Raw genomic sequence first — 12218 nt, forward strand, 5'->3', positions numbered from 1 at the left:
CACATGACCACACAGGAAATTCTGGAAGCCGCCCGCAGCGCCAAAAGTGCCCTTGCGCTGGCCGATAACACCGCCCGCAACGCGGCCCTGCTGGGCATGGCGTCTGCGCTGTGCAGCGCAGACGATCAGGCGGCCATCCTTGCCGCCAACGCTGAGGACATGGCTGCTGCCAAAGGGCACATCAGCGATGTGATGCTGGACCGTCTGGCCCTGACCGCACCGCGCATTGAAGCCATGGCGCAGGGCATCCGCGAGGTTGCCGCTCTGCCCGACCCGGTGGGCCGGGTGCTGAACCGGGTGGAGCGCCCCAACGGGCTTGTCATTGAAAAGACGGCTGTGCCCATGGGCGTGATCGCCATTATCTACGAGAGCCGCCCCAATGTGACCAGCGATGCCGCTGCCCTTGCCATCAAAAGCGGCAACGCCTGCATCCTGCGCTGCGGCAAGGAGGCCTGGCGCAGTGCCAACGCCATCGTCACCGTTCTGCGGCAGGGCCTGAAAAAGGCCGGTCTGCCCGAGACAGCGGTCTGCCTGATCGAGGACACCACCCACGCTTCTGCCAACGCTCTGATGACCGCTGTAGGCTATGTGGATCTGCTGATCCCGCGCGGCGGTGCCGGGCTGATCCGTGCCTGCGTTCAGAACGCCAAGGTCCCCTGCATCCAGACCGGCACCGGCATCTGCCATGTGTACGTAGACGACACCGCCGATCTGGACAAAGCTCTGGACATCATCGAGAACGCCAAGGCCAGCCGCCCCAGCGTGTGCAACGCCGAGGAGGTGTGCCTTGTGCACTCTGCCATTGCCGGGGAGTTTCTTCCCCGTCTGGCCCAACGCCTTGGCCCGGACCGCGCGGCAAAGGGCCTGCACCCGGTGGAGCTGCGGCTGGATAAGCGCGCAGCCGCCATCATCTCCGGCACCCCTGCCGGAGAAAAGGACTTTAACACCGAATTTCTGGACTACATCCTCGCGGTCAAGGTCGTGGACAGCGTAGAGGAGGCCATCGGGCATATTGCTGAGCACTCCACCGGCCACAGCGAGGCCATCCTGACCCAGACACAGGCCCATGCCGACCTGTTCACTGCCGCAGTGGACAGCGCCGCCGTGTATGTGAACTGTTCCACTCGCTTTACGGATGGCGGTGAATTCGGCCTTGGGTGTGAAATGGGCATTTCCACCCAGAAACTCCACGCCCGCGGCCCCATGGGACTGGCCGAGCTGTGCAGCTACAAGTATATCATCCACGGCAATGGTCAGATCCGCTAAAGCCCGCTGAACCCACCTTTCCAGTGCGGAAATCGGGAGTGAGCGTTTTCTCCATAATATTCATAATTTAGAAACGAAACTGAAAAGCTTTTCCCGAAACAGGCTGGTGCGATTTGCGCCAGCCTGTATTTTTGTTCTATTCCCATGAAATGTTCTTTCAGTAAAGACAAAAGCTGAATTATGTTTTCAATCCGCCTTTCCTGTTCGCTCACTGATATGGATGATTGTATCCCAGTTTTCTGCACTTCTCACAAAGATATAGTCTTACTTTCTCCATTTTGTTTTGTAAAAAGTACAAGAACCCCCTTGACAACCCCTATTTCGATGCGGTAAAACTATATTGAAAAACTTGATAACGATTTCACTTCATTTCACTTTCCAATGAGAAAGTTGTTCGTCACACACAACACTATACTTGGAACAAAGGAGAGAGCAATATGACGATCGCCATTCTTGCACACGATTCCCGCAAAGAGCTTGCACTGCAGTTTTGCACTGCTTACAGCGCCATTTTGTCCAAAAACACAGTCATTGCTACCGGCACCACCGGACGGATGCTGGCGCAGACTACCGGCCTGCCCGTGCACTGTTATCTCTCCGGGCGCTTGGGCGGTGTGCAGCAGATCACTTCCCGCATTGCGTGCGACGAAGTGGATCTTGTGTTGTTCTTCCGTGACCCGCTGAAAGCGGATGCCGCCAGCATCACCGAGCAGAATCTGCTCCGCCTGTGCGATATGCACAGCGTACCCATTGCCACCAACATTGCCACCGCCGAGGTCTTGCTGCGCGGTATGGATCAGGGCGACCTGGACTACCGCGAGGGGATGCATCCCGCTCTTGTGGAGCCAATGCCCACCGTGCAGCGCCACGCCGTGTGATGAATCGTGTATAGAGTATCGGGAAAGAGACAGCGCCGCAGGAAACTTCCTGCGGCGCTGTTGTTTTTTGTTTTGCTTTTATTTCAGTAAAGCCTGCAGCTTTTCCAGCCGGCGGACGGCTTCGTCCAGCACATCGGTGCCGCGGGCAAAGTGCATCCGGATCAGGTGGTTCACCGGCTCCCGGAAGAAGCTGGAGCCAGGCACAGCGGCCACGCCCACTTCCCGGATCATCCACTCACAGAACTGCAGGTCGGTCCAGCCCTTGAACTGGGGCAGCGCCAGAAAATCGGAAATATCGATCATCACAAAATAGGTGCCCTGCGGAACATTGTGCTTCAGCCCCACACGGTCCAGCCCGGCCAGAAAATGATCGCGCTTTTCGGTGTAAAGGGCCTGCAGCTTTTCGTAATAGCTGGCGGGCATCTCCAAACCGGCCACAGCAGCCTCCTGCAGGGGTGCAGCCGCACCCACAGTGAGGAAGTCGTGCACCTTGCGCGCGCCCTCAATGACCTCTGCGGGTCCGATCAGATAGCCCAGACGCCAGCCCGTGATGGAGTAAGTCTTGGAGAGCGAGTTGCAGGTGATGGTGTGCTCAAACATGCCGGGCAGGCTTGCCATGCAGATATGCTCTGCGGGTGCATAGATGATATGCTCGTACACCTCATCCGTCACCACAAAGGCATCGTACTGGATGGCCAGCTTTGCAATGGCTTCCAGCTCGTCGCGGCGGAACACCTTGCCGCAGGGATTGGAGGGGTTGCACAGGATCAGCGCCTTGGCACCCTCGGCAAAGCCCTTTTCGATCAGGCTGATGTCAAACTCATAGGTGGGCGGCACCAGCGGGATATAGATGGGTTCCGCGCCCGAAAGAATGGCATCGGCACCGTAGTTCTCGTAGAACGGTGAGAAGATCATCACCTTGTCGCCGGGGTTGCAGATGGTCATCATGGCGGCCATCATGGCCTCAGTGCCGCCGCAGGTCACGCAGATCTCGGTGTTGGGGTCTACTTCGTGGTGCAGGGCAGGGCTGGTCTTTTTTGCCAGCGCCTCGCGGAAATTTTGCGCGCCAAAGGTCACAGCGTACTGGTGCGGGCCTTTGTAAGCTGTTTCGGCCAGAGCGTCCAGCAACTGCTTCGGCGGGTCAAAATCCGGGAAGCCCTGCGAGAGGTTGATGGAGTCGTACTGATTGTTGATGCGGGTCATGCGGCGGATGACAGAATCCGTGAAGGTACCCACACGGTCACTTAAAACAGGCATGTACTCTCCTCTTTTTAGTCCTTAAAATAAGCCTTCTGGATGGCCAGCAGCACGCCTGCACGGCTGGCAGCAAAGTTCAGACCGCCCTGCAGGTAGCAGGTGTACGGCTCACGCAGCGGGCCGTCGCAGGAAAGCTCGATGGTGCTGCCCTGTGTAAAGCTGCCGCTTGCCATGACCACCTCATCAGTATAGCCCGGCTCCGGAGAAGGTTCCGGGGCGGCATAGCTGTCCACGGGGCTTGCAGCCTGAATGCCCTGACAGAAGCCGATGAGCGCATCCGCAGTGCCTGCATCAAAGCAGGTGACGATGTCGTTATGGTCGTCGCAGTAGCGCGGCACTGGATTCTTGCCCAGCAGCTCCAGCATACACTGGGCGTAAATGGCGGTCTTAATGGCCTCGCACACCACGCCGGGCGCATAGTAGAAGCCCAGATACATATCACGGGGCGTTTCCAGCGTGCAGCCCAGATCCTTGCCGAGACCGGGCGCATTCAGGCGGTAAGCGCACAGCTCCACAAGGTCTTTGCGGCCCGCAATGTAGCCGCCGGTGGGAGCGATGCCGCCGCCGGGGTTCTTGATCAGGCTGCCCACCACAAGGTCTGCGCCCATCTGGCAGGGTTCCTGCGTCTGGGTGAACTCGCCGTAGCAGTTATCCACAAAAATAATGATATCCGGGTTTGCGGCGCGGGCGGTATCCGCAATTTTTCGGATCGTTTCCAGATCAAAGGCATTGCGCTGCAGATAGCCGCGGCTGCGCTGGATGTGGCACACCTTTGCACCGGGGGCCTTTTGGGCGATCAGGTCATAATCCGGGGTGAAGTCGGCTTTCAGCGGAGCTTCATCGTACCGGATGCCGTAATCCATCAGGGTGCCGGTGCCCCTGCCCTTGCCGTCCAGACCGATCACGCCTTCCAGCGTATCGTAGGGACGGCCGGTGGCAGCCAGCAGGGTGTCCCCTGCCCGCAGCAGGCCGAACAGCGCCACAGCCAGCGTGTGGGTACCGCTCTGGAACTGGCTGCGCACGAGGGCATCCTCTGCGCCCATCACCTCGGCAAAGATCTGCTCCAGCTTTGCGCGGCCGGTATCCCACAGGCCGTAGCCGGTGGTGCCCAGCATATCGGTGGAGGACATCTGGGTATCCGCAAAGGCTTTCAGCATTTTGAGCTGGTTAAAATCGCGGATCTCCTCCATATGGCGGAAATAGGGCTGGCACAGCTCCATAGCCTTTTCGTCCAGCGCCAGAACTTCGGGTTTGTAATTGAAAAAGTGGTTCAGCATTGACATTATAACGGTTCCTTAATTTATGATTTGGGATAAAGCTTACATGAATTGACGCGTCGGCAGCTTTCTCCTCGGACACGATTCGGGCCATTCCATCGCCCGCCCTATTGCCCTGCGGGCAACAGGGTCCCACCCCAGCGGACGGTCCTCAGAGAAACTTCCGACGTGTCAGCCGACAAACTACGATGGCACATAACGAATATACTCCGCAAGCTTTTCAAAGCCAAGCCGGGTATAAAAGTGCACCCGCTCCGGGCTGCAGAGAAACACCGGGTGCTCCCCCTTGGCAGCAAGCTCGTTCGCCATCTGCACAATGAGCCGCCCGCCGATGCCCTTGCCCCGCAAAGGCTGGGCTGTCTGCCCGCAGGCCATGTAGGCCTGCCTGTTCGCAAGGGCATAAGCCCCTACCGTGCAGATCGTTTCACTTCCCTGCCGCAGTGCCCACACAAGAGCTTTGCTGCGGGTGCGCTTTGTGCAAAGCTCGGAGTAAAAGTCCTCCTGCTTTGCCGTATCCGCCGGGTAGAGCGCCCGTGCCACATCCATGGCAGAGGGTTCCCGGTCAAGGTCCAGCTGTGCCCAGAGGGCTTCGTCTGCGGCAGGCAGCGGCAGAGCCTTGCCGGGTGCAAGGCCGAATACGGTCAGCGTTTCAGCTTTGCACCACCCGTCAGGTGGTGGGCATTCGTTTTCGTCTAAAATGATGCTCTCACACCCGCAGAAAGCCAGAAAGCTGGCCAGCTCTTCCGGGTTTGCGTGCCCTGCTGCCCATACGGTGCTGCCGCTGAGTTCCAGCGCCAGTGTAGGTCCTGCGTAGAATCGCCACGGCTGGCTTTTGCTAAAAAGGGCAAGATCCAGCGGCAGGGTCGCCCCCAGCACCCATTTCCCCCGGCAGGCATTTAAAAAGCGGGCGCGGTGGGCTTTTGTGCTGACCTGCGCGATCACTTCAGCTCGTTGACGATCTTCTTGAACTCGCGGCCGCGCACCTCAAAGTTGGGGTACAGATCAAACGATGCGCTGGCCGGGGACAGGATGATGATGTCACCGGGCTTTGCGCAGGCACGGGCCAGCTCCACAGCGTGCTGCATGTTGTCGGCGTGCTGGATGGGCAGCTCTGCTTCGTTGAAGTTCGGGTCCTCGCGCACAGCCTTTTCGATGCGGGGGCCGGTGGCACCCATCAGCACAAGATTCTTCACGTGGGCCACCACTTCCGGTGCCAGCGGCTCATAGGGAATGTGCTTGTCGTAGCCGCCAGCGATCAGAATGACCTTCTGGTTAAAGCTGCGCAGACCGGCAATGGTGCGCGTCGGGCTGGTGCCGATGGAGTCGTTGTAGTACAGCACGCCGTCCAGCGTGCGCACCGGCTCAATGCGGTGCTCCACACCGGTAAAGGTGCTGCCCACCTTCTGGATGGCTTCCACGGGCACCTCGCCCCACACGGCAGCGGCAGCAGCCAGCAGGTTTTCAATGTTGTGCAGGCCGCGCAGCTTCACGTCCTTCTGGGCCAGGAAGGGGGTCACAACGCCATCCTCGGCCATACAGAGCATGTTGTCCTCCTTGCGCAGGAAGGCACCGTTGTCGGTATCGTGCAGGCGGGTGAACCACACCTGCTTGCCCTTGCAGTCGGACTGCATGGAACGGCTGATCTCGTTCTCATAGCCCAGCACAGCGCGGCAGGGCTGCTTCTGGTACAGCAGGATGTTGCGCTTGGCATCAATGTACTCCTGCATGTCCTTGTGGTGGTCCAGATGGTTGGGGGTGACATTGGTCACCACGGCAATGTTGGGGCTGGAATGCATGCTGATGAGCTGGAAGCTGGAAAGCTCCACCACAGCCACATCATCGGGAGCCACCTCGGGCAGCATGGGCAGCAGAGCTGCGCCGATGTTGCCGCCCAGATGCACCTTGCGGCCTGCGGCCTCGTAGAACTTGGAGATCAGGGTGGTGGTGGTGGTCTTGCCGTCGGAGCCGGTCACGGCTACGATCTCGCAGGGGCAGAAGTCGAAGAACAACTCCACCTCACTGGTGACCATGGTGCCTGCGGCCATGGCATCCTGCAGGGGCTTTTCAAAGTAGCCCACAAAGCCCGGGGTGCGCATGATGATATCCTGACCCTTGAAGCCATCCAGATAGTTTTCGCCCAGGCTCAGGTCGATGCCCAGCTCCTTGATGGTTGCAGCGTAATCGCCAAAGTCCTCCACGCTCTTTTTCTGGTCGCACAGGGTCACATGGGCACCCAGCTCCACAAACTCCTTGATCAGGGTCTTGTGGCTGACACCGGCACCAATAAAGGCCACTTTTTTGCCTTTGATGAGTTCAATCAGTTTCTGCTGATCCTTCTGCATAAAAACAGTTCCTCCTCCATAATATCGTATTCAGAACGCACCTCAAAACGGGTGCAGAGATGTTTCGCTGTACCATTATAGTCCATTTAGCCGCAATTGGCAACGGAAAAACGCCCTTTTTGCCCCAAAAAGCAAGGTAAATTCACAATTCTGCAATTGTATTTTGCCGCTGTTTCTGCTACACTTGTCGAAGTAGAGTGTTTTTTGTATACAAGAAGCCTTTTTTCGCAAATACCATAGAATGAGGTCATCCCCTTGAAACAGTTCTTCCGTATTACCGCAGCATTGCTTGCTGCTGCGTTCCTGCTTGCGCTCACCGGCTGCGGCAGCAGTTCCAGTGCGCCAAGCTTTACATGGTTCGTGGATACCATTCCCGCAAACCTCGACCCGCAGGTGGCTTCTGCTGCCCCGGACGTGATCGCCTGTGAGAACCTTTACAGCGGGCTTGTCCGCAAAAAAGCGGATGGCGAGATCGTGCCCGATCTATCCGAGAGCTGGACGATCTCCTCCGATGGCAAGACCTACACCTTCCAGATCAAGGACGGCCTGACCTACAAGGCCGTCAAGGGCGCTTCCACGGATCACACCATCACTGCCGAGGACTTTGTGTTTGCATTTCGGCGCATATTCCAGCCGCAGACAAATTCCCCTTATGCCGTGGAGTTTGCCGCCCTTGAGAACAGTGCTGCCGTGCTGGCTGGCACAGCCGATGCCAGCACGCTGGGCGTTTCGGCCGCCGGCCCGCTGACGCTGGTGTTCCGCCTGAGTGAAAAGGACGACAACTTCCTTGCCAAGCTCACCCTGCCCGGTGCCATGCCCTGCGATGAAGCATTTTTTGAGAGCACCCGCGGCACCTACGGCCTGACCGCCAAGACCACCCTTTCCAGCGGCAGCTTCTATCTTTACAACTGGACGGCCAGCGGCCTGTTCCTGCACCGGGATGTCTCCTTCCCCATGATCGGCAGCCTGCGTCTGGTGCAGAACACCGGCAGCACCGGAAAGAGCGCCGCCCAACTCATTGCAGACGAAAAATGCTCCGCCGCGCTGGACGACACCGGCGAGGATACCTCGCTGCAGTCGGTGGATTACTCCGACACCACCTGGGCACTGCTGTTCAACAGCGCCGAAGATTCTGTGTTTGCCGATCAGGAACTGCGGCAGGCGCTTGCCGGCATCGCCCGGGAGAATGTGGATGTGCCCTCTTCCGGTCTGTACACCGCTGCCGATGGTCTTGTGCCCACCGGCCTTTCCGTGGACGGCACCGATTACCGCAAGTCTGCCAGGAACCCGCTGCCCACCATCACCGACCCCCGTACATTGTACCTGAATGCACGGCAGGGCATGGCCAGCTCGGATTTTTCCGGCGTGACCATCCTGCTGCCGAAGGAAGCCGGCCTGACCGAACTGGCCGAACAGATCAACGGCGCATGGCAGAAGGACTGCTCCCTTTTCTTCTCGGTGGAAGAGGTTCCGCAGGAGGAGTTCGACAAACGCCTTGCAGCGGGCAGCTACACCATTGCGCTGGCTCCCATCCGCGCCGAAGGCGGCAGCGTATACCAGATGCTGCAGCAGTTCACAGCCGAGGGCGGCGGCCTGACCGGCTGGTCCGACCCCATCTACTCTCAGCGTCTGGCCGAGAGTGCCCAGCAGACCGGCAGCGCCCGCTGTGCCCTGCTGGCCGATTGTGAGCGCCAGCTGCTGGAAGGCTGCGCCGTGGTGCCGCTGCTGGGCCAGAACAGGCGTCTGCTGGTGGCGGACGGCATCACCGGCCTTGTATTCGACCCCTTCACGCCGGTGCTGGACCTGACCGATGCCCAGAAAAACTGACATTCTCCGGCCCTTGACAATCCCGTCCCTCTTTGCTACAATAAATGAGCAACTTGCAGGGTTAGCTCATCCGGTAGAGCGGCTGCTTCCCAAGCAGCAGGCGGCGGGTTCGGGTCCCGTACCCTGCTCCAAAAACAAACGGCAAACCGTGGAATATCGGTTTGCCGTTTTTGCTTACAGCCGCTCCCTGCAAAATACGAAAGGACTCTGCCATGATCTTTGTTCCCCTGCTGCATTACTTCAAATGCAAAAATTCCTACAGCGGCAACGAATACGGCCTGCGATACCGGATGATTCCCGGCAAGCGCACCGTGCCGGATCCGGACGGCGGCGAGGGTGCCGCAAAGGAGGAAAGCATCCTCACCGTGGACTACTGGCCGGACCCCTGGACCATTGAAAAGACCGACCCTGCCCTGCGGGTGCAGAAGGTGTTTCCGCTCACCGACGAGGGCCGGGAGGCCACAGCCGCTTTTTTGCAGGACGCGTTCAATGCTGATCCTGACCGCTGGAAAAACTGCCCCAGCATGATGGACAGCGACCCGTGGGAGCCGCCTGCTGCCGAAGCCGAGCCGGACAAGCCGAAGGAATAAAACATGATCTATCGTTTAAAAGAACTCAAGGGCGATACCATTGCAGTACCGCAGCTGGTGTTTTCCAAACTGGGCATCGCCGAAGAATACAATGTGCGCGTGGCTCTGTATGTGCTGGCGACCGGCATCACCGACCCGGACAAGATCTGTGCCGACCTCAAGTTGCGCAGCCGCATCAGTGCCGAGAGCGCCCTCTCCTTCTGGGCAGGCGCTGGCCTGCTGGAGCGGTACGAAGAGAACGCCGCACCGGGCGAGGAACCCAGCGCCCCCGCACCCATGACCTGGGCCGAGATCGCTGCGGCCAGCCGCACCGACCCCATGATCTCCAGCCTGATCGACTGCGCACAGACCGGCTTTGCCCGTCCGCTGACCCACAGGGAGATGGAAAAGCTGGTCAACCTTTATATGCAGGAGGGCTTTGCGCCGGAGACCGTGATGCTGTGCACCGCCTACGTTGCCAGCACCGGCCGCAGCACCATGGCCGCCGTAGTGCATGAGCTGAAGGTGTGGCGCACCGAGGGCGTGGAGACCGGTGAGCAGGCCGATGCCCACCTCAAACTGCTGGCACTGCGCCAGAGCCGCGAGCAGTATGTCAGCGGCCTTCTGAACATCCCGGAAAGCGAGCTGACCCTTGGCGGGCGCAAGGCCATTGCACGCTGGTACGAGGTTTACGGCTACGACGATGCCATGGTGCAGGAAGCTGCCGTGCAGGCCGGGGCCAAGCGCGACCTGTGGTACTGGAACAGTATCCTCAAAACATGGAACGCCAAGGGCCTGCGCACCGTGCACGATGTGCGCAGCCCGGTGGCCATTGCGGGTGCCAGCCGGAACCTCCGGGTAGACCGCGAAGCCCCCAGCGGCAACGATTTCCTCAAGAACGCTGCCCGCCGCCGTCCGTTGAAAAAGAAGCCGGAATAAGGAGGAGCCATGCGTACCAAAAACGAACTGTATCAGGAAGCCATGCGCACCGTGGCCGCCCGGCGGCAGGTGGCCAGAGCCAGAGCCGAGGATGCCCGCGCCGAAGCCGAAGCCGCCATTCCCGCCCTGCGCCATGCAGAAGAAGAGGTGCGGGTGCGGGGCATCCGCTGCGCACTGGCCGGTGCTGCGGGCAAGGACCGCACCGAGGCTGCCGCCGCCCTTGCCGATGCAAAGCAGAAGCTGACCGCCCTGCTGGCACAAAGCGGACGGCCCGCTGATGCACTGGAGCCGCGCTTTGTCTGCCCCAAATGTCAGGACACCGGCAGCGTGAATGGCCGCACCTGTGAGTGCGTGCACAAGGTGATGCAGCAGCTGCGCCGCAAGGAGATCGAGGCGCTGTCCAGCCTGTCCATTGCAAGCTTTGACACCATGGAGCTGCGCTATTACCCGAACCGTGCCGATGAAAAGGTGGGCGGTGCCATCCGCCCTTACATGGCCGATATGCTGGCAGACCTGCGCAGCTACGCGGAAGAGTTTGACCACCACAGCGAGAGCCTGATGCTGTTTGGCAATGCGGGCCTTGGCAAGACCCATGCGGCCCTTGCCATTGCGGGCATCGTGCTGGAAAAGGGCTACGATGTGATCTATGTTTCCAGCCCGGACTTTTTCTCCAAGCTGGAAGGGCTGCACTTTGGTGCAGACCCGGCAGGCGAGGAGGAAACGCTGATGCAGACCGCTGCCGGGGCCGACCTGCTCATTCTGGATGATCTTGGCTCGGAGTTCAACTCCGCCTTCCTCATCAGCAGCCTGTACAGTCTGCTCAACAACCGGCTGGGTGCAAAGCTGCCCACCATCGTCACCACCAACATCACTGACGGTGCTCTGCTGGAAAAGCTGTATACCGAAAAAATTTCCAGCCGCCTTTCTGCCTTTGTCCCCTGCCTTTTTGCAGGCGATGACATCCGCACACAGAAAGCAGCTGAATAAAACAAACGGCAATGCATTTGCATTGCCGTTTGTTTTATTCAAAACTCTAATACCGGACTCATTTCGTTGCGGCGCTGTGCCTGCACGATGCAGTCCTTCTCCGGCACAACGCCCGCCGCGCCCAGCGTGTTGAACACGGTCTGCAGGGCAAGCGCAGGCGTGTTGTTCTCCTGCGAAAGATGGCACAGCGCAAACTTTTTGCACCCTTCCTGAATGAGTTCCAGCAGCTTTGCCGAGCACTCGTCATTGGAAAGGTGGCCCCGGGTGCTTTCAATGCGTGCCCGTAAGTAATAGGGGTACGGCCCGCTGCGCAGCATGTGCAGGTCGTAGTTGCTCTCCAGTGCCACAAGGTCGCAGCCGGAAAGCGCCTCGTGCACCGGCGGCGTGAGCATACCAAGGTCGGTTGCAATGGTCATGGTCTTGCCGTCCGGGGTGTGGATGCGGTAGCCCACACAGGGCACATCGTGGCTGGTGGGAAAGCTCTGCACGCCAAACGCGCCCACGTCCTCTTCCCTGCCTTCCAGCTCGTGCAGCTCACAGCTGGCCGGTACGATGCCGTTGTTGTCCAGAAAATCCAGCGTTGCCGCTGCACCGTACACCGGCAGCGTGTTCTTTTTGAGGAAGGTGGAAAGCCCCTTCACATGGTCGCTGTGCTCGTGGGTGACAAGGATGCCGTCGCAGTCACTGACGGAAAGGCCCAGCGCCTTGAGCGCCGCCGAGGTAGTGCGCACGCCCTTGCCCATATCCACAATGAGATACCGCTGCCCGCAGCGCACCACACTGCTGTTGCCGGAGGAACCCGAATATAACGAGATGAATTCTGCCATGAAAAACCTCTGATACACTCAAAAACAGCCCGCCGCATATGCAGCAGGC

General features: G+C 59.4%; 11 protein-coding genes and 1 tRNA gene. 7 read left to right on the forward strand and 5 right to left on the reverse strand.

Annotation, left to right across the window (positions count from 1 at the left end):
* Positions 1 to 3 precede the first annotated feature (3 nt).
* Both MTP41_RS01655 and MTP41_RS01660 read left to right on the forward strand, forming a co-directional pair.
* The gene (locus MTP41_RS01655) at positions 4 to 1266 is read left to right on the forward strand and encodes a glutamate-5-semialdehyde dehydrogenase (protein WP_249236043.1); all 1263 of its coding nucleotides are present in this window, start codon (positions 4 to 6) and stop codon (positions 1264 to 1266) included.
* Between the two features lie 437 nt (positions 1267 to 1703).
* Entirely contained in the window at positions 1704 to 2144 is a 441-nt protein-coding gene (locus tag MTP41_RS01660) for a methylglyoxal synthase (protein WP_005945815.1), read from the forward strand.
* 78 nt (positions 2145 to 2222) lie between these two features.
* On the opposite strand, the gene MTP41_RS01665 is transcribed toward MTP41_RS01660, so the two are convergent.
* The 4 genes from MTP41_RS01665 to murD all read right to left on the reverse strand — a co-directional run bounded on the left by MTP41_RS01665 (position 2223) and on the right by murD (position 7020).
* Positions 2223 to 3401 carry a pyridoxal phosphate-dependent aminotransferase gene (locus MTP41_RS01665; RefSeq protein WP_097775353.1) on the reverse strand — a complete coding sequence of 393 codons (1179 nt, stop codon included), beginning with the start codon at positions 3399 to 3401 and terminating at the stop codon, positions 2223 to 2225.
* A 14-nt stretch (positions 3402 to 3415) separates the two neighbouring features.
* Positions 3416 to 4678, reverse strand: coding sequence for a methionine gamma-lyase family protein (locus MTP41_RS01670; RefSeq protein ID WP_005945812.1), 1263 nt, complete (start codon positions 4676 to 4678; stop codon positions 3416 to 3418).
* A gap of 183 nt (positions 4679 to 4861) precedes the next feature.
* Positions 4862 to 5620, reverse strand: coding sequence for a GNAT family N-acetyltransferase (locus MTP41_RS01675; protein WP_249236044.1), 759 nt, complete (start codon positions 5618 to 5620; stop codon positions 4862 to 4864).
* Positions 5617 to 7020 carry a UDP-N-acetylmuramoyl-L-alanine--D-glutamate ligase gene (gene murD, locus MTP41_RS01680; protein WP_097775350.1) on the reverse strand — a complete coding sequence of 468 codons (1404 nt, stop codon included), beginning with the start codon at positions 7018 to 7020 and terminating at the stop codon, positions 5617 to 5619. The genes MTP41_RS01675 and murD overlap by 4 nt, the downstream gene beginning before the upstream one ends.
* A 255-nt stretch (positions 7021 to 7275) precedes the next feature.
* On the opposite strand from murD, the gene MTP41_RS01685 reads away from it, so the two are divergent.
* The 5 genes from MTP41_RS01685 to MTP41_RS01705 all read left to right on the forward strand — a co-directional run bounded on the left by MTP41_RS01685 (position 7276) and on the right by MTP41_RS01705 (position 11342).
* Complete coding sequence (locus tag MTP41_RS01685; RefSeq protein WP_249236045.1) at positions 7276 to 8847, forward strand: peptide ABC transporter substrate-binding protein; 1572 nt, start codon at positions 7276 to 7278, stop codon at positions 8845 to 8847.
* A gap of 55 nt (positions 8848 to 8902) precedes the next feature.
* Positions 8903 to 8978 (forward strand) — tRNA-Gly (locus tag MTP41_RS01690).
* Positions 8979 to 9059: 81 nt separating this feature from the next.
* Positions 9060 to 9437: a hypothetical protein gene (locus MTP41_RS01695; RefSeq protein ID WP_097775348.1), complete on the forward strand. Its 378-nt coding sequence runs from the start codon at positions 9060 to 9062 to the stop codon at positions 9435 to 9437.
* Between the two features lie 3 nt (positions 9438 to 9440).
* Positions 9441 to 10355: a DnaD domain-containing protein gene (locus tag MTP41_RS01700; protein ID WP_097777598.1), complete on the forward strand. Its 915-nt coding sequence runs from the start codon at positions 9441 to 9443 to the stop codon at positions 10353 to 10355.
* Positions 10356 to 10364: 9 nt separating this feature from the next.
* A complete protein-coding gene (locus tag MTP41_RS01705; protein ID WP_154260476.1) occupies positions 10365 to 11342 on the forward strand; it encodes an ATP-binding protein in 978 nt (325 codons plus the stop codon).
* 38 nt (positions 11343 to 11380) lie between these two features.
* Here MTP41_RS01705 and MTP41_RS01710 read toward each other — a convergent pair whose 3' ends face one another.
* The gene (locus MTP41_RS01710) at positions 11381 to 12169 is read right to left on the reverse strand and encodes an MBL fold metallo-hydrolase (protein WP_249236047.1); all 789 of its coding nucleotides are present in this window, start codon (positions 12167 to 12169) and stop codon (positions 11381 to 11383) included.
* Positions 12170 to 12218: the final 49 nt, after the last annotated feature.

Origin of the sequence: Faecalibacterium sp. I4-3-84 (assembly GCF_023347255.1) — a bacterium.
GTDB classification, from domain to species: Bacteria; Bacillota; Clostridia; order Oscillospirales; family Ruminococcaceae; genus Faecalibacterium; species Faecalibacterium taiwanense.

Bases quoted from the DNA above. Each gene is read 5' to 3' on its own strand.
- MTP41_RS01660 (WP_005945815.1), top strand. From the start codon at position 1,704: ATGACGATCGCCATTCTTGCACACGATTCCCGCAAAGAGCTTGCACTG.
- MTP41_RS01700 (WP_097777598.1), top strand. From the start codon at position 9,441: ATGATCTATCGTTTAAAAGAACTCAAGGGCGATACCATTGCAGTACCG.
- MTP41_RS01695 (WP_097775348.1), top strand. From the start codon at position 9,060: ATGATCTTTGTTCCCCTGCTGCATTACTTCAAATGCAAAAATTCCTAC.
- MTP41_RS01710 (WP_249236047.1), bottom strand. From the start codon at position 12,169: ATGGCAGAATTCATCTCGTTATATTCGGGTTCCTCCGGCAACAGCAGT.
- murD (WP_097775350.1), bottom strand. From the start codon at position 7,020: ATGCAGAAGGATCAGCAGAAACTGATTGAACTCATCAAAGGCAAAAAA.
- MTP41_RS01655 (WP_249236043.1), top strand. From the start codon at position 4: ATGACCACACAGGAAATTCTGGAAGCCGCCCGCAGCGCCAAAAGTGCC.
- MTP41_RS01665 (WP_097775353.1), bottom strand. From the start codon at position 3,401: ATGCCTGTTTTAAGTGACCGTGTGGGTACCTTCACGGATTCTGTCATC.
- MTP41_RS01670 (WP_005945812.1), bottom strand. From the start codon at position 4,678: ATGCTGAACCACTTTTTCAATTACAAACCCGAAGTTCTGGCGCTGGAC.
- MTP41_RS01705 (WP_154260476.1), top strand. From the start codon at position 10,365: ATGCGTACCAAAAACGAACTGTATCAGGAAGCCATGCGCACCGTGGCC.